Source organism: Spirillospora sp. NPDC047418 (genome assembly GCF_040643275.1).
In the GTDB taxonomy this organism is placed as follows: Bacteria; Actinomycetota; Actinomycetes; order Streptosporangiales; family Streptosporangiaceae; genus Spirillospora.
Window position 1 is genome coordinate 18,133 of the sequence record NZ_JBEYTW010000020.1, and the last position, 15,613, is coordinate 33,745.

Annotated in this window: 16 protein-coding genes; 4 read left to right on the forward strand and 12 right to left on the reverse strand. The window is 69.2% G+C overall.

Translation table 11 applies throughout. The annotated features are described in order from the left end of the window. Nucleotides 1–107 precede the first annotated feature (107 nt). From ABZ806_RS15335 to ABZ806_RS15350, 4 genes are read left to right on the forward strand one after another with little or no spacing between them, the layout of a single operon-like run. On the forward strand, nt 108–503 hold the full coding sequence (locus ABZ806_RS15335; protein ID WP_500217908.1) for a pilus assembly protein: 396 nt from the start codon (nt 108–110) through the stop codon (nt 501–503). Beyond that, a complete protein-coding gene (locus ABZ806_RS15340; protein WP_500217909.1) occupies nt 500–952 on the forward strand; it encodes a TadE/TadG family type IV pilus assembly protein in 453 nt (150 codons plus the stop codon). The genes ABZ806_RS15335 and ABZ806_RS15340 overlap by 4 nt, the downstream gene beginning before the upstream one ends. Continuing rightward, nucleotides 949–1,404 carry a pilus assembly protein TadG-related protein gene (locus ABZ806_RS15345; RefSeq protein ID WP_500217910.1) on the forward strand — a complete coding sequence of 152 codons (456 nt, stop codon included), beginning with the start codon at nt 949–951 and terminating at the stop codon, nt 1,402–1,404. Before ABZ806_RS15340 ends, ABZ806_RS15345 begins: the two co-directional genes overlap by 4 nt. Further along, on the forward strand, nt 1,401–4,190 hold the full coding sequence (locus tag ABZ806_RS15350; RefSeq protein ID WP_500217911.1) for an AfsR/SARP family transcriptional regulator: 2,790 nt from the start codon (nt 1,401–1,403) through the stop codon (nt 4,188–4,190). The genes ABZ806_RS15345 and ABZ806_RS15350 overlap by 4 nt, the downstream gene beginning before the upstream one ends. A gap of 17 nt (nt 4,191–4,207) precedes the next feature. Here the strand turns inward: ABZ806_RS15350 and ABZ806_RS15355 are convergent, their stop codons facing one another. The 12 genes from ABZ806_RS15355 to ABZ806_RS15410 all read right to left on the reverse strand — a co-directional run bounded on the left by ABZ806_RS15355 (nt 4,208) and on the right by ABZ806_RS15410 (nt 15,560). Then, nucleotides 4,208–6,355 carry a hypothetical protein gene (locus ABZ806_RS15355; protein ID WP_500217912.1) on the reverse strand — a complete coding sequence of 716 codons (2,148 nt, stop codon included), beginning with the start codon at nt 6,353–6,355 and terminating at the stop codon, nt 4,208–4,210. A gap of 78 nt (nt 6,356–6,433) precedes the next feature. Further along, nucleotides 6,434–7,327, reverse strand: a complete 894-nt coding sequence (locus tag ABZ806_RS15360; RefSeq protein WP_500217913.1) for a hypothetical protein — start codon at nt 7,325–7,327, stop codon at nt 6,434–6,436. A 183-nt stretch (nt 7,328–7,510) separates the two neighbouring features. Then, on the reverse strand, nt 7,511–8,740 hold the full coding sequence (locus tag ABZ806_RS15365; RefSeq protein WP_500217914.1) for an acyl-CoA dehydrogenase family protein: 1,230 nt from the start codon (nt 8,738–8,740) through the stop codon (nt 7,511–7,513). Nucleotides 8,741–8,814: 74 nt separating this feature from the next. Beyond that, nucleotides 8,815–9,399 (reverse strand): GAF domain-containing protein, encoded by a 585-nt coding sequence (locus tag ABZ806_RS15370; RefSeq protein WP_500217915.1) that lies wholly within the window; start codon nt 9,397–9,399, stop codon nt 8,815–8,817. Beyond that, the gene (locus ABZ806_RS15375; RefSeq protein WP_500217916.1) at nt 9,396–10,037 is read right to left on the reverse strand and encodes a GTP-binding protein; all 642 of its coding nucleotides are present in this window, start codon (nt 10,035–10,037) and stop codon (nt 9,396–9,398) included. Before ABZ806_RS15375 ends, ABZ806_RS15370 begins: the two co-directional genes overlap by 4 nt. Then, nucleotides 10,027–10,482 (reverse strand): DUF742 domain-containing protein, encoded by a 456-nt coding sequence (locus tag ABZ806_RS15380; RefSeq protein WP_500218001.1) that lies wholly within the window; start codon nt 10,480–10,482, stop codon nt 10,027–10,029. The genes ABZ806_RS15375 and ABZ806_RS15380 overlap by 11 nt, the downstream gene beginning before the upstream one ends. 2 nt (nt 10,483–10,484) lie before the next feature. Further along, nucleotides 10,485–10,985: a roadblock/LC7 domain-containing protein gene (locus ABZ806_RS15385; protein WP_500217917.1), complete on the reverse strand. Its 501-nt coding sequence runs from the start codon at nt 10,983–10,985 to the stop codon at nt 10,485–10,487. A 45-nt stretch (nt 10,986–11,030) separates the two neighbouring features. Further along, nucleotides 11,031–12,332 (reverse strand): histidine kinase, encoded by a 1,302-nt coding sequence (locus tag ABZ806_RS15390; protein WP_500217918.1) that lies wholly within the window; start codon nt 12,330–12,332, stop codon nt 11,031–11,033. A gap of 152 nt (nt 12,333–12,484) precedes the next feature. Beyond that, nucleotides 12,485–13,309, reverse strand: a complete 825-nt coding sequence (locus ABZ806_RS15395) for an SAM-dependent methyltransferase (RefSeq protein WP_500217919.1) — start codon at nt 13,307–13,309, stop codon at nt 12,485–12,487. A gap of 97 nt (nt 13,310–13,406) precedes the next feature. After that, a complete protein-coding gene (locus tag ABZ806_RS15400) occupies nt 13,407–13,637 on the reverse strand; it encodes a hypothetical protein (protein ID WP_500217920.1) in 231 nt (76 codons plus the stop codon). A gap of 48 nt (nt 13,638–13,685) precedes the next feature. Then, on the reverse strand, nt 13,686–14,891 hold the full coding sequence (locus ABZ806_RS15405) for a helix-turn-helix domain-containing protein (protein ID WP_500217921.1): 1,206 nt from the start codon (nt 14,889–14,891) through the stop codon (nt 13,686–13,688). A gap of 42 nt (nt 14,892–14,933) precedes the next feature. Further along, the gene (locus ABZ806_RS15410) at nt 14,934–15,560 is read right to left on the reverse strand and encodes an HAD family hydrolase (protein ID WP_500217922.1); all 627 of its coding nucleotides are present in this window, start codon (nt 15,558–15,560) and stop codon (nt 14,934–14,936) included. Between the last annotated feature and the right edge of the window lie 53 nt (nt 15,561–15,613).

Here is a 15,613-nt window from a genome sequence, read left to right on the forward strand (position 1 = left end):
ACGATCATCATCGTGGCCGGGTTCGCCGGCCTGGCCTTCACCGTCTACCTCGCCGTCGCCGGGAAGGTGAACGGCTGGATCAGCAAGATCCCCGGTTCCAGCGGCCCATGACCCGGCGCAACCTGGCCAAGGGCCCTGGACGGGACACCGGATCGGCGACCGTCACGGCCGCCATCGTCTTCCCCGCCGTCGGCGTGCTGTTCCTGGCACTGCTGCAGACGGTCATGATCTCGGTAGCCCGTGACGTGGCCCTGTCGTCCGCTGAGGAAGGACTTCGTGCGGCTCGCGCCCGTCATGGCAGCGCGGCCGACGGCCGATCCGCCGCCATGGCCTTCGCCCGTGCCGAACCTGTTCTGCGTGCACCGGAGGTGACCGTGTCCGGGAGTACGACCATCGCCGTCCAGGTGTCCGGAAGTGCTCCCTCGATTCTGCCCGGCGTTGACATCGCCATCAGCCGCACGGCACGGGGCGCAAGAGAACGCTTCACCACCGAGCAGCCATGAGGAAACGCCTCAGACGGAGGACGCTGCTGCGCACCGAGGACGAGGGGAACGCAGCCGTGGAGGTGGCGATCCTCGCCCCGTTGTTCATCACGTTCCTGGCCGGGTTGTTGTTGGTGATGCGCGTCCAGCACGGCAGCGCCGTCGTCGCCCAGGCCGCCGCCGACGCGGCCCGGCACGCCTCCATCGCCCGCACCGCCACCCAAGCCCGCGCGGACGCAACAGCCAGCGCCATGGCAACGTTGAGTGACCGCGGACTGCACTGCCGCCCGACCATCCAGCTCGACCTATCCGGCTTCCGCCGCCCGGTGGGTCAGGTCGGGACGGTATCGGCGCGGGTCACCTGTGTCATCCGGCTCGCCGACGTGGCGCTACCGGGCATGCCCGGATCACGAACCGTGACCAAGACTCACCGGTCTCCCATCGATCCCTACCGAGGAAGAGACCGGTGACCGGCTTGGGCTCAAGGACCGGCCGCCGCCGACAGCGCCTCACCGATGCGGGCAGCGTGAGCATATTCGCCGTCATCCTCACCCTGGTCGTGGTGGTGCTCTTCGGTGCCGTCGTTGATTTCGAGCAGAAACTCGAAGCCCGCCAGGACGCCAACACAGCGGCCCAAGAAGCCGCCCGCGCCGGAGCCGGACGTGTCGACCTCAACCGCGCCTACAGCGACGGCGAGTTCACCGTTGACCGCCGTGCCGCGATCGGCGCTGCGCGGGACTACCTGCGGGCGGGCGGTTACACCGGCACGGTGACGACGTCCGGAACGCGCGCCATACACGTCCACGTCACCATCACCCGGCCCGCACTGTTCCTGCCCGTCATCGGCATCAGCCACCTGCGCGCCAACGGCGACGCGACCGCGAACCTGACCACCGGAGTGGAAGGACCTCACCAGCCGTGACCTACACCGGACGCAGCCGCCTCGCCGACTTCGCGCGGGGGCTCACCGCTCTCGTGGTCTTCCTGTTCTTCCTGGTCGGATGTCCGGTCGCGATGTACGCCATGGGCGGCTCGCCCATTCCGGACCGGATTCCATCGTGGGAGGAGATCAGCGCGACCTTGATGCGGCAGGACACCGACCAGAGCCTGTTCCTGGCCACGATCTTCCTGATCGGCTGGGGCGCGTGGTGCCTGTTCATCATCACCGTCTGCTCCGAGGCGGTGAACTATCTGGCCGGACGATCCAGGTCCGCCGCGTCGCGCCCCGTCCGACCGCTCCAAGAACTGGTCCGAACCCTGGTCGCCACAGCCACCCTCACCTTCAGCGCCGCCGCTTCTCTGGCCAGTTCGGCCTCCGCCGCGACCACCATGCACGCTGTGACCGGAGTCCATGCCGCTGCCGACCCCGAATCCGGCGGACAAGGGCATCTATCTCCCGAGCAAGACGCACAACCGCAGGGGGCAGCCGAATACGAGTGGAATCCACTACTTGCCGACGAGCCCGCGGCCCGGCCGAGGTCTGACCATCACGAGCGAACCCACGTCGTCAAGCGAGGCGAAACCCTCTGGGGCCTCGCCCGCCGCACCTACGGCTCCGGCGACCGCTACTCCGAAATCTTCGAGAGCAGCCGAAACATCGACCAGCCCGATGGAATCCCCGCCCTCACCGACCCCGACATTATCCACCCGGGCCAGCGCGTCCGGCTTCCGCGCCTCAGCACGCCGGACAAGGCGTCTTCATCCTCGCCAGCAGTCTCACCGCGGCTGATGCCGCGCGAAGCTCCGCCTGAACAAGAGACGCAAAGCCGTACTCGCACACCCGCTCCGCCCGGCTCAACGACCAGCAGAGCGACCACGTCGCCGGTGCCGAGCCCCGTCGTGGCACCGCCCGCCGACCACTCCGCCAACCCGGCGCCCTCGCCACCGAACGACCAGGATGATGCGGACTCACCCCTGGCGATCTCCCTGCCATCCGGCTCGCTCATCGGCCTCGGTCTCGCCGCCGCGCTCAGCGTGGCCGTAGCCGCCACCCGCCTGCACCGACGCCGCCGGCATCCGCTGCAAACCGATCCCGAGGCCGCCGAATACGTTCCTGAATCCCCGATCCCGGCCCCGGTCCTCAAAGCCCACAAGGCGCACCTGGACACCTACACCGACCGTGAGGCGTCCGTCCCATCCGACCCGGAACTCGTCCGCAAGGACCTACTCACCCCGGAACCCGACCACCTCGTCGTAGGCACCCGCGACGGCCAGGCCGTCAGCATCCCACTGGCGGGTCTCAGCCTCGGCCTGACCGGAGACGGCGCGCACGCCGCCGCACGAGCCATCACCACCGAACTCCTGCCCAAGTCCCGCCGCTACCGCGCCGAGATCGTCATCCCCCGAGCTGACGCCGAAGCACTCTTCCCCGGCGCCGACATCACCGGCCTGGCCAGGGCAGTCGAGGGCCTGATCACCACGCCGTCCCTGAACGAAGCCGTCGAACACCTCGAGGCCGAACTCCTGCGCCGCAGCCGAATGCGCCAGACGGCCGAATTGCCGGACGTAGCCGCTCTGCGCATCGACGACCCCGCCGAACCGCTGCCGACGATGCTTCTGGTGGCAGCAGCCCCCACGCACGACGCGACGAAGGTGTACAACTCCGCCACCGTGCACGCCCTCGCCATGCTCGGCCGCCGCTACAGCATCGGCGCACTACTCCTCGGCACCTGGGAAGTCGGTACCGGCCTGGCACTCGCCGACGACGGAACCGTCACCGTAGCCAACGGCCCCTGCTCCGACCAGTTCACCGGAGCGCACCTGTTCCACCTGACCGCCGACGACGCCGCCGGCATGCTGCAGACCATTCAGACCGCCACCGGCAGCGAACCCATTATTCCCGCACCCGTAGGGAGCACCGGCACCCCGCATGAACCCGCCCCAGAGAGTGCTCACTCTCTTGTCCCGCCGCCCCGCTCCTCCACCGAAGGCCACCAGGCTCCAGCCCGACTTCAGGTACTCGGACCGATCCTCCTCCATACCGCGGACGGCCCCATCACTTCTGGCATGCGCACGTGCGCCAAACAACTGCTCGCCTACCTCGCCCTGCATCCCAAGGGCGCCACCCGCGACCAAGCCATCGGCGCCCTGTGGCCCGATCTCGTACCCGAGTCCGCGGTCATCCAGTTCAACACCGCCACCACCAACATCCGCAAAGCCCTGCGCGCCGCAACCGGGCTCGTCGAACCCAAGTACGTTCTCCACACCGCCGGCCACTACCGCATCGACCCCGACCTCATCGACGTCGACCTCTGGCAGCTGACCACCACCCTCACGGACGCCGAACAGGCCGACGACGACACCGAACGCATCGACGCTCTCGCGCCGGTCAGCGACCTCTACACCGGGGAGTTCGCCAGCGGTCTCGAGTACGAGTGGGCCAATGCCCACCGCGAATACCTTCGCCGCACCGTCATCGACGCCCTCGGATGCTTCGTCCAACTCACCCAGCTAGAGCAGCCGGACCGAGCACTCGCCACCCTCGAACGAGCACTCACTTACGACCCATACTCCGAGCCTCTTTACCGTGAGGTCATGCGCCTCCAAGCCCGGCTCGGCCGTCCAGACGCCGTCCGGCGCACCTACCAACTCCTGGGAAGCCGCCTCGACGAGATCGACGCAGAACCCAACGAAGACACCCACCAACTCATGACCAGCCTCAACCAACCGACGCGCCCGTCCGGAGGTCGCGACACCGGAAGTCGGTGAAGGGTCGGCTCGAATGCTTACGCGGCGCCGGACCGTCCGTCGACCAGGGCTTTGATGAGCTGGGTGGTGGGATGGCCGTCGGGCAGCCGGTCGGCGAGTCTGATGGCGGACGCAAGGGCCTGCTGAGCGGCATCGTGATCGTCGGCGCGACCGTGCAAGTCTGCCCGTAGGTACTGCAGGTAGGCGTCGTGGGCGGTCGATCTATGGGACACGATCTGCTCGGCCCGGTCCAGGTGAGCCAGCGCTTCGTCGACCAGGCCGGCTCTGGCGGCTGCTTCGGCGTAATTCACGGCGAGCCGGGACTGCGGGTAGGGCTCGTCGAGGGCGCGGAACACCGATGCGGCGGCGTCGAACTCGGCCTTGGCCTTGTCGTGGTCCCCGAGCTGACTCCACGTGATGCCGAGCTGGCGCCGCAGCAGTGCTTCACCTCGCGGATGTGACGGGACGGCCTGGTACAGGGCGAGCCCAGCCAGCAGAACCTGGTATGCCTCGTCGGGGCATCCCATTCGCAGCAGGGTTGCGCCGTGGTGCTCGGCGGAGGACGCCTCGGCCAGGGTGTCACCGGCCAGGTGGGACAGGCGTTTGGTCTCGATGTGGTGGCGCTCGGCGTCGTCGAGGTTGCCCAGCCAGCGTTCCAGCAGCCCGGTGAGAGAGTGCACGCGGGCCAAGGCGCCAGGGTCGCCGATGCGGGCTGCGGAGTCCAGCGCAATGTCGCAGACTTGCCTCCAGGCGGCGTAGTCCTGCCGCCGACTCACGTATCCCCAGAGGGCCTCGGCGTACTGCCAGGCCAGTTCGTCCAGTCCCGCGTCCGCAGCCGCCGCCTGGACCGCGAGGAGCGTCGGGACCCAGATCTGCATCAGAGCGAGCGCGTCCTGGGCCCCGGTAGCCGAGGGGGCACGTTCGGGAAGCCAGCCAAAGACGGCGGCGTGGCGGCGGCGGCCGGGCGTGATGAGGGTGTCGAGCCGGGCGGCCCACATCAGCCAGTGGCGGGTGAGGCGGGCTACAGCGGCGGTCCGTTCGTCAGCGGAAAGGTCGACTACCAGGCCGGTGGCGTGGGTGCGGACGCGGCTGGGCATCTCCCACTGGTCGTGCTCGTATTCCAGCAGGTGAGCCTGTTGGAGCCGGGCCAGTGCCGTGTCGGTGGCCTCGTCGTCGAGTTGCAAGAGTGCGGCAGCCGCGGCGGCGGTGAAGGCGGGATGGGGCATGAGCGCCAGGCTCCGGTAGGCATCCTGATGGCCGGGTGGCAGGTCGTTGTAGACGGTGTCGAGCGTGGTCACGATGATCTCCTCCTCGGTGATGGGGCGGGGCGCGCCCCGGGGCGACGGCCGGGTCAGGCGTTCGGCCAGCTCGGTGATCGGACGGTGCGGGCGGGCGGCCACGTAGGTCGCACCGGCGATGACCGCGCCGGGAAGCGCGTTGCACACGGCCACCAGTGCACGCACTCCGTCGGGGTCTTCGGAGGCGCGGGCGCCGATTAGGTCTACGGCCAGCTGCATCGCGGCGTCGTCTGGCAGCGGTGGCACGTCGAGGTGTTGGGCGCCGTCGGCCGCCAGCTCCGGGAGCTGGAGTCTGCTGGTCACCACGACCAGGCCCGTGGCAGGTAGCAGCGCCCGCACCTGAGCGGCCGTGGCAGCGTGCTCGATGACCGCGACGACCGGCCGGGACGCGGTCAGCGAGCGCAGCAGCGCGGTGGCTTGGTCGGGGCGGTCAGGTATCCAGGCCGCGCCTAGGACCCGCAGCCAGCACGTCACGGCGGCATCGACGCCGTTTCGGGCTTCGCGATCCGGGTCTTGGTCCTGCCCTGTGGTCGGGTCGCTCGCTAGGCCGGGGGTCAGGTCGGCCCACAGCGCGCCGCCCGGGGCGGTACCGGCATGTACCGCGCGGTGCGCGACGTCCAGCGCCAGCGCGGTCGCTCCGGCGCCGGACGGGCCGCTGATGACCAGCAGGTCCGGCCGCGCCGGGTGACGGCGCGTGGCGGCGATCCTGTTCAACCGCGTGCGTTCGGCGTCCCGGTCGCACATCCGGTGGGGCGGGGCGGGCAGCATCATCGGTGGCCCCGCCGAGACGGGCGCCGGAGGGTGCAGGTGCACGTCGCCGTGCACCTGGCCGGCCTGTACGACGGTGCCGATCCGGCCTTCACCCTCGACCTGGTTTCGGGTCAGCATCGCCCCTCGCTGGTGATGAGGGAAGTGAACGGGTCGACATTCAATGAATCCATCGCGATCACAGCGCAGGGCCCTTCACTAAGGGACTGGGCGGTGGGCGATGTAGTCGGCCAGGGCCGCGCGCAGCGCCATCGGTGGGTGGGTTGGTGCCAGGATGGCGGTGAGGGCGCCGGTGAGGCGGGCTCGGCCGGTACGGGTGGGGCGGGCGGCGCGCCGCATCGTCCAGAAGCTGCGGGCGGCATCGGGGCCGGTGGGGCGGGCGGCGATGTCGGCTGCGAGTTCGTTGACCCAGTTCAGGACGATGGTCGTTGCCCACACGGCCGGGGCGACGATGCCCAGGGTGGGCAGGGGAAGGAGCAGGCCCATTACCAGCCAGCCCGCCAGGGTGACCGCTTGCAGCAGGAGGCTGATGTGCAGCCAGGGGCGGCGGACGTGGTTGACCTCGTGCGCCAGGACGTAGGCCAGCGCGGCGGGGTGTTCCAGGAGGCGGTCGCCAACCAGGATGACCGGGTGCTGCAGACTGGGCAGCACCGCGGCGTTGAAGCGTATGCGGGCGCAGTCGCAGCCGGTGGTGTCCAGGGTGCACGCGTGTTCGGGCAGCCGGTCCGGGGAGTACAGGTGGACGCGGTCGGCGGCGGGGAACCGCTTGCGGACCGCATCTTGGATACGGGCCAGGGCGGCGCGGGTGTCGGGGTGCACGCCGGTGGTGAGCTGCTGCTCGTAGGTGTCGGCGGTGGCCCAGTCCACGTCCCGTAGCGGGCCGACGCGGAAGGTCACGCTGACGGCCAGGACAGTCCAGGCGCTGATCAGGGCGGCCAGGGTACCGGTCACCGCCGAGGCCAACGTCGGGGACAGACCGGCTCGGGCTGCGGCGCCCAGGCCGGCGCCGATGGTAAGGAGCATGAGGGGGACGATCAGGATCTTGTGCTTGCCGACCTTGTGGGCGTCCTTGGCGACGTAGTTGGCGTGCATCGCCTCAGCAAAGTCGCGCCGTTGCCGCGAACCCTTTACCGGGGCGCTTGGGGAAGTCGTATCGGCCACTTCTCGTCTTTTCCTGTCGGTTGTGTGGAGCGTGGTGCAGGAGGGGCGGGGCTCCCCGCCCAGGCACCGGGCGGGGAGGGGCGATCGGAGCCGGGTGGTCTGCGCAGCGCGCGGTCAGGCGGCGTGCTCTGGGGCCCGGGCTTGGGTGTCTGCGCGCGCCAGGGCGGTCACGTGGACGAGGCGCTGCGACCACTGGCCCCTGCCCTCACCGCGGGCGGACTCGGCCAGGCGGCGCAGTTGGACATCACCAGTGCCGGCGGGCGCGTCGATGTGGAAAGCGTCGCGGACGAGTCGTTCGAGGGGCCGGTCACGGCGGAGCCCGGCAGCCGCGTGGATCTTCATCGCGTCCAGGACCGATTCCATCAGCGATTCCACGCCCCGGTACTTGGCGCCGATCAGCTCGTCGTCGCAGGGCCGCCCGTGGTCGAGCATGTGAACGGCCTGATAGGCCAGCGCGCGGGCGGTCATCAGCCGCTCCTTGATCTGCCCGATCCGCCGCTCGATCGTGGGGAGTCGGGTAAGCGGCTGATCTCGGCGATGGCGTTGCCCGGCGAAGGCGATGGTCTCCTCCAGCAGGGCCTGATGGATGCCCAGCGCGACGGCCGTCAGGTTGGGGCGCCCGTACAGGACCGACGAGCTGTAGGCGACGTCCAGGCCGTCGCCCTGGGCGCCGATCATGTTGGCGGCCGGGATCCGCACGTCGTCCATGATCAGGTCTCCGAAGGAGAAGCCGTGCAGCCCCAGCGGCGGCCGGTAGGGCACGAGTGTCAGGCCAGGGCGGTCGTGCTCGACCAGGAACGCCGACAGGCTCTTGGACCTGCGGGTGCCGTCGCCGCCGGTACGGACGATGACGCCGTGGACATGCCCCACATGCGAATTGCCGACATAAAGCTTGCGGCCGTTCAGGACCCAGTCGCCTCCGTCGCGGTGGGCGCTGGCCACCATGTCCAGCACGTTCCCGCCCGATCCTTCCTCGGTCACCGCGATCGTCGGCAGGCATGCACCGGACGCGATCGGCGGCAGCCATCGCTGCTTTTGCTGCTCGGTCCCGTAGTGGAGGATCTTGGCGGCGCCCAGCTGGGACGCCTGCACCATGGCGCCCATAGCCCCCGACACACGCGCCAGCTCCTCGATCACGATCGTCTTGGCGAGATGCCCAGCGCCCATCCCCCCGTACTCGCGAGGGATGGTCACCCCGATCCACCCCTGCCGGGCGATCAGAGCCGAGGTCTCGACATCGACGGCTTGGGCGGACTCCATCCGGGCTACGCGCGGCGCGACCTCGGCGAGAGCGAACGCGCGAACGGCCTCGCGCAACTGCTGGTGGTCGTCGGTCTCGAACACGGACACTTCCCCTTTCACACGGTGGGGCTACTGCCGGACGGTCAGATCTGGCAGACGTCATCGCCGAGGGCTGGTCAACCGTGCCCGGAGTCGGGGTGGCCACCTGTGTCGGCTCGGTGGGCGAGTAGGTCCATGAGTGCGTCCCGGTGTCGTTTGATGAGGATGAGCGAGGTTTGGCCGGTGTCCTTGGGGAGGGGGTCGGTGCCGATGACGCACACGGTGCCCAGCACGGTGCCGGTTGGCTCGTGAATGAGCGGGGCGCCGGCGTAGGTGCGGACGCCGAGTTTGTCGACCACCGGGTTGGATGCGAAGTGCGGGTTGGCGCACACGTCGGCCAGGATGAGTGCCTTGGTGCGGTCGAGCATTTCGGGACAGAACCCGTGGTCGGGCCGCATGGTGCGATCTACTGCGCGCCTGCCCGGCGGGTTGTGCAGCCCGACGAAGGTCTGCTCCTGGCGCAGGAACAGGTTCACCATCGCGTACAGGTTCTGGGCGTGGTCGCCGAGTTCGGCGGCAAAGGTGCCGGAGATCTGTGCGGCGAACCGATCGAACTCGGCGTCCGGCTCACCCAGGCCGAGTTCGGCCAATAGCTTCAGGCGCTGCTCGGCGGTGTCTTGCCAGGTGGGGACGGGTAGGCCGGCGTCGGTGTCATACCTCATGCGGAAGCTCCCTGGGCGATGGGCTCATGTGGCTGCTCAGGCATGCGCGGATGGGTGAGCGCGTGGTCGACTAGGGCGAGCAGCACTGTGATAGCCGAGCGCGGCTCGCGGGCATCGCAGTGCACGACCGGCACCCGGTCAGGGATACCGAGGGCTTGGCGGATCTCGGTCCGGGTGTAGCGATATGGGGCGTCAGCGAACTCGTTGACCGCGACCACGAACGGGATGCCCCTCTGCTCGAAGTAGCCGACCGGCCCGAAGCTGTCGGGTAGCCGGCGAGTGTCGACAAGGACCACTGCGCCGACCGCCCCGACGACCAGGTCGTCCCAGGTGAACCAGTAGCGGTCTTGGCCGGGCGTGCCGAACAGGTACAAGATCATCTGCTGCTTGGCGAAAGTGAGGCGGCCGAAGTCCAGCGCCACGGTGGTCGTGGTCTTGTGTTCGACCCCGGCGAGGGAGTCGATGCCGTCGCTGACCACGGTCAGGCGTTCCTCGGTGGTCAGCGGGTCGATCTCGCTGACCGCGCCGATCATCGTGGTCTTCCCGACACCGAATCCGCCACTGACGATGATCTTCACGGCGAAGGGCACGGGTCCGCGCTCGCCGTGGGCGGCGGCCTGGGACCGGTCAGGCGACATCGGACAACCTCGTTTCCAGACCGGACCGCAGCGCCTCCAGCAACTGCAGATGGTCGGACGCTCCCGGCCCAGGCAGGGTCACGACGAGCGCGCCGCAGTCGATCAGATCCGACAGGACGACCTTGGCGGCCTGGACGGGAAGACCGAGGCGGGCAGCGATCTCGGCGACCGGGCACGGCTGATCGCGGCATAGCTCGACCGCATGGGCTGATTCGGGGCCGAGGCTTTTGGCGCGTGAGGGGTCCGCGGCCTCCAGCAGGGTCACCAGCCGCATCGAGTGCTGCGGTCTGGTCCGGCCACCGGTGATGGCGTAGGGGCGTACCTCCTCGACGTCGTAGGTCTCCCAAGCCTGGTCCCACTCGATCGCACCCGCCGGACCCGTCTTGGATGTCGTGATGGGCGTGGCTAGGGGATAGCGCTGATCGTGACCTGCTAGGTCGGACATGGTCACCGGCCCTCGCCGGTGTTCCGGCCATCGCGGGCGGGGGTGGTCAGGTGCTCGCCCACGCTGTTGACCAGCAGGGTTATTTCGTGGCCGACCACCCCGAGGTCGGCGTCGGGTTCGGCGAGGACGCCAAGCACACAGCCGACCAGGCCAGATTCGCTGCCTGGCTCGGTCGTGGCGGCGTGGTCGGCGCTCACGACGAACACCAGGACGCCGGCGTCCTCGATGACGACCTGCCGGAAACCGCCGTCCTGGGCCCCGGCGATGGTGGCGGCCGACCGGGCCAGTGAGTGCAGGCTGGACACCCATGCGGCCGCCCGGTCGGCCCGGTCGTCGTCCAGACCCGACACCGCCTTCGCCAGCCCGTCCCGCGACACCAGCAGGGCGCAGGTGACACCGGCAACCCGGCCGGTGAACTCCCGCAGAAGCCAGGTCAGGCCCCGGTCCGTCGAAGACGGCGCAGGATGGGCTCGTGGCGCATGAGGCGCTGTGGGTGTCGTCATGTGTTTCTCCGTCGGGGTGTGAAACGGCCGGGTCCCAGGGCGAGGTCAGCCGGTCTCCGGCTCGCCGGTGGGGTCGTGCCGCTGGTCGGCTTGGCCGCGTCGGCGGCCAGCAGCGAAGCGCGCCATCAGTTCGGGAGACGGTGGGCGCGCTGATACCGGTGTGGGGGTGGGGTCGGGGGAAGGCGGCGGTGTAACGCCTGGAGCAGGGCGTGCCTTGGGGCGCCGGGGAAGCGGAGGCCGACCGCCCGGCGGCTGCGCTGACGGGTCGGCGGACGGCGGATCGTCAGACGTCAGTGCAGCGGCACTGGGCAGAGCCGAACCTTGCGGGGATGAACTCAACGGCGGAGCCACTGGAGGCTTCGGGACGAGCGTGCGGCGACGGGTCGCCTGCGGGAACGCGGCGGTGGGGGTCGGGGCGGTCAACAGGGTGCGGGGCAGGACGACCAGGGCGTGCATCCCGGGCGACTGCGGATGCAGTTCGATCCGGATCCCGTGCCGGGCCGCCAGCCGAGCAGCCACCAGAAGACCGACCTGTCCCTGCCGGACCTGCTCACGCAAGCTGACCTGGAACGGCGCGGCCAGGATCCGCCGGAGGTCGACGAGTCGATCCGCCGACAGGGCCAGCTCGCCCTCGTCACGAACCTCCACGCCCAGCCCGCCGGGCATCTGTACCGTCAGCATCCGCACCGTGGTGCCCGAGAACCGGGTGGCGTTCTCCACCAGCTCCGCCAGGATGTGGATCACGTCCGGGCCCGCGTACCCCGGTATTTCCACATCGTCATCGGGCAAGGTCAGCCGGACGCGCTGGAACGCCTCGACCTCGGCCATCGCCTGGCGCAGTACCGTCGAGATCGGCATCGGAGCGGTGGCACGGCGGGCCGTGCGGCCTCCCAGCACCGCCGACCGTTCGGCCGCGCGGCGCAGTTGGGTCGCTAAATGGTCGACTCCGTACAGATCCGCAAGGAGATCGGGGTCTTCCAGGTCGTTCTCGATGGCCTTCAGGCGCTCCAGCATCCGGCTGACCAGCGCATGCACGCGGTGTCCGACGTAGACGAGGACCTCGCTGTCGGGTTCCTCCGCCGTATCCGGCCGGGCGGCCGATGCGTGCAGCAGGCGGGCGCGGGCACGCAGGGTGGCCGCGATCGCGGCGGCGATCCGGTCGGCGGTGTCGTCGTAGGCGTCGGCCGGGCTGAACGGCTGGAACCAACGGGCCCCGATCTGGGAATGATCGGTGAAGGGCCGCTGCCAATGCCAGTACAACTCGTTGGGGTCACGAGGATCCGGTAGAAGGACCACCAGCCGGCCCGCATAAGGGTGGACGTCCACACGTTGCACCGCGACCGTCATCGCGCCCGCAGGGCTTCCCACGAGCGGCCCCGCTGACGCGTGCAGCCCCCGCGAGCTGAGACGCCTGGTTAGTTCATATGCATGCTCCCGCGCGTGCTGAGACGGTTCCGTGGGCACGTGGCCGTTGCCTGGCTGGTCCCCCACAACGCCCTTCATCGGACTTTTCTCCCGACTCCGGCGCGGGCCTCGATGTTGATCACGGGCTCGTTGGAGGCGATCTCCGGGCGCCACAGGTGGGGGGCGACCATGCCAGGCCCGTGCTCGCCGGGGTCGACCATCTCAAGCCCGTCCAGGAATCCGGCGATCTGGTCGGGGGTGCGCAACGTGTAGGGGACGGCGCCGGACTCGTTGTAGACGTCGTGCGCCTGTGCCCGCGCGGCGCTGGTGGCGATGCCGTCGCAGACAGCCAGATAGGAACCGGGCACCAACGGTGCCATCGCCCGCCGCACGACCCGGTGGGCCTCACCGTCACCGATGTGACCCAAGATGCCCAGCATCCGCACCGCGACGGGCCGCCGCAGGTCCAGCAGCGTGACCGCAGCCTGCTCCACAATGACGTCCGGGTCGCAGACGTCGGCCTCGATGAAGTCGGTGGCCCCGTCCGGCATCGAGGTCAGGAGAGCCCGTCCATGCGCGAGGACGAGCGGGTCGTTATCGACATAGACCACCCGGGCATTCGGAGCGACCCGCTGGGCCACTTCGTGAGTGTTGTCGGAAACGGGCAACCCGGTGCCGATGTCCAGGAACTGCCGCACGCCCATCTCGCCGGCCAAGAACCGCACGACACGGCAGAGGAAAAGCCGCTGGGCACGAGCGATATCGACGATGCCGGGGAAGACCTTCTGGTAGGCGTCGCCGGCAACTCTGTCCACCTCGTAGTTGTCCTTGCCGCCCAGCCAGTAGTCCCAGATCCTGGCCGAATGGGGAACGGCAGTGTCGATCTGCGGGGATGCGACGTACGCGCGTGAGACGGTCATGCCGACCTCCGCCGCGCCATCAGGGTCGAACCGCCGTGGAACACGTCGAGCATGGCCGTTGCCGTCGCGACACCGAACCGAAGCTCTGGCAGAGTGCTCACCAGACCACCGCCAACTCTTCGAGCTTGCCGCGGAGTTGCTCAGCGGTGTCGGCCTCCACCGTGTCCACCTCGTTGATCTGCTCCGGAGGCATCGGTCCGCGCAGGGCCCACCAGCGACGCTGGTCGGTCACCAGAATCCGCCACGGCGGAAAGGCCTTCTCCAGCTCGGACTTGAGGGCGTCCACGCGCCGCGGAGTCGATGCGGACATGACGATGATGTTCGCCATTTGCGAGAGGCACGAGTGCCACATCTCGTGGCACCCGGCTGGGGTCGGCTAGATCGCGCGCGCCCACTCCGCGAACGCCACCAGCGCGTGCGGTGGCGAAGCATGGAGGCGCAGCAGCCTCACCAGCACGTCCCGCACGTAAGGATGCTCTCGGGTGTGCTGAGGAGCGATGCGCCTGGCCGCCTGCAACGACCGGAACGCCTCGTCCCGCCGTCCCAGCCACAACTGCGCCCGCGCCACATCGATGTAGTAGTGGGACCGCCGTTCCTCCGGCACCTTCTCCAAGGAGCCCGACAGCGCGGCCCCGCCTCCGGCGATCTCCACAGCACGCGACGCATCACCACGCTCCACCGAGAGCGCGACCTCGTGTACGTGCAGAGATACTGGGCCGAACGCGGTCCCGTTATAGACCCCCTCGGGCACTGTCTCCGCGAGCCGCCGAGCGTGCTGGAAGTGCTCGTCTGCCGCCGCTAAGTCCTTGGTCATCCTGGCGGCGACCACGGCAGCCCGCATGTGCAGCGCGCCCACGGCTGCCTGCAGCTCCGAAGTGTTCGGGTTTGGTGCGTCATCTAACGCCTTCTCCAGCAGGCGAAGGCCTGGCACAAGGTTGTTGCTGGCGAAGAACACCTCGGTCCGCACGTAAGCGGCCGTCGCGAGCAGCGTCGGGTCCTCCACCGTCTCGGCGGATGCCCGCATCAGCTCCACCAAGCGCGCCGATAAGTCGTAGTACCCGTACTTGTAGGCGACGGCGTCGGCCGCCCGGTACGCCGAGACCAGAAGCCGCGTCGCGGCCACCCGCTGGTCAGCGTCCTCGGCGAGCCGACAGCGCGTCAGCTCCCCCAACAGCTCGGGGAGCGACTCCGCCAGCCGCGTGTACTGCGACGATAACCGCCACCGAGTCATCTCACCGACCACCCGCTGCAACTGCATCAACGGCCGGATGGGCCCGTCCTCGGGGAGGTCGTAGGCGTCGATCGCCGTCCGGAGACTCGGTACCGCCGCGTGTACCCGGCTGTCGGTCGAGCGTCTCTGGCCCGCCAGAACCTCCGGCTCCGTACCAAGCGCTTCAGCAATCGCGCCCAACGCCCGATCGGTCACCGGCCGATCGCCCTGCTCGACCTTCCGCAGCAGACTCAACGACACGTGCGCCGCTGCGGCCAGCTGGCGCTGTGTAAGCCGCCGCGCCGTGCGGGAAGCGGCGATACGGTCGCCGACCGAGTTCTCCGGCCTCAATAGCGCTCCCCGACGGTCCATCGTGTCGGCACGGTAACCCGAGACCGTCGAGGAGCGCGGCCTTTAGGACGAAGTCAACAACCTTGGAAGCTCAGCCAGGTCATCCACAACCCAGTCCGCGACACCACGGAACTCGTCCGCCCACAGGTGCCCCCATGGCCCCCGCCTCACCAGCGCCGCCCGCAGCCCGGCAGCCCGCGCCGGCACCACATCGTTGGCGGGGTGGTCACCCACGTACGCGATCTCGTCCGGCTCCCCGGGAGCCCACTCGATCAGCCGGGCAAAGAACCTTGGATCCGGCTTCGCTACGCCCCACTCCTCCGACGTAGCAACCTCGTCCACCGGAAGGTCAAGCTCACGCAGCCGCGCCCCCACTCGCGCAGTCTGATTGCCCGCAATACCAACCCAGAGCCCGTGCCGCCGATGCTCCTCCAACGCCGTTCGGACATCCGGGTAGAGGTCAGTCTCCACCAACTCCAGGGCATGTCCGGACGCAACACGAGCCCGACGCTCCTCAACGACATCCAGCCCAGGCCGCACCAAGCGCAGCGCATCAGCGTTGTCGCGCCCCTGCGCCGTCACCGCACCCACCAGCGCTGACATCGTGTGCGGCGAAACTCCCAACCAGTCCGCCCACCCCCGCCACTCGCGAGTGTCATCCACCAACGTCTCGCCCACATCGAACACCACGCACCGGATCATCCGATCAGCGTACGTAGGGTCGTCACATCTTGGTGGTTGAT

Excerpts from the sequence above, each read along its gene's own strand:
- ABZ806_RS15335 (WP_500217908.1), top strand. The coding sequence starts at position 108 with ATGACCCGGCGCAACCTGGCCAAGGGCCCTGGACGGGACACCGGATCG.
- ABZ806_RS15340 (WP_500217909.1), top strand. The coding sequence starts at position 500 with ATGAGGAAACGCCTCAGACGGAGGACGCTGCTGCGCACCGAGGACGAG.
- ABZ806_RS15355 (WP_500217912.1), bottom strand. The coding sequence starts at position 6,355 with ATGCTGACCCGAAACCAGGTCGAGGGTGAAGGCCGGATCGGCACCGTC.
- ABZ806_RS15360 (WP_500217913.1), bottom strand. The coding sequence starts at position 7,327 with ATGCACGCCAACTACGTCGCCAAGGACGCCCACAAGGTCGGCAAGCAC.
- ABZ806_RS15370 (WP_500217915.1), bottom strand. The coding sequence starts at position 9,399 with ATGAGGTATGACACCGACGCCGGCCTACCCGTCCCCACCTGGCAAGAC.
- ABZ806_RS15375 (WP_500217916.1), bottom strand. The coding sequence starts at position 10,037 with ATGTCGCCTGACCGGTCCCAGGCCGCCGCCCACGGCGAGCGCGGACCC.
- ABZ806_RS15380 (WP_500218001.1), bottom strand. The coding sequence starts at position 10,482 with ATGTCCGACCTAGCAGGTCACGATCAGCGCTATCCCCTAGCCACGCCC.
- ABZ806_RS15385 (WP_500217917.1), bottom strand. The coding sequence starts at position 10,985 with ATGACGACACCCACAGCGCCTCATGCGCCACGAGCCCATCCTGCGCCG.
- ABZ806_RS15390 (WP_500217918.1), bottom strand. The coding sequence starts at position 12,332 with ATGACGGTCGCGGTGCAACGTGTGGACGTCCACCCTTATGCGGGCCGG.
- ABZ806_RS15395 (WP_500217919.1), bottom strand. The coding sequence starts at position 13,309 with ATGACCGTCTCACGCGCGTACGTCGCATCCCCGCAGATCGACACTGCC.
- ABZ806_RS15400 (WP_500217920.1), bottom strand. The coding sequence starts at position 13,637 with ATGGCGAACATCATCGTCATGTCCGCATCGACTCCGCGGCGCGTGGAC.
- ABZ806_RS15405 (WP_500217921.1), bottom strand. The coding sequence starts at position 14,891 with ATGGACCGTCGGGGAGCGCTATTGAGGCCGGAGAACTCGGTCGGCGAC.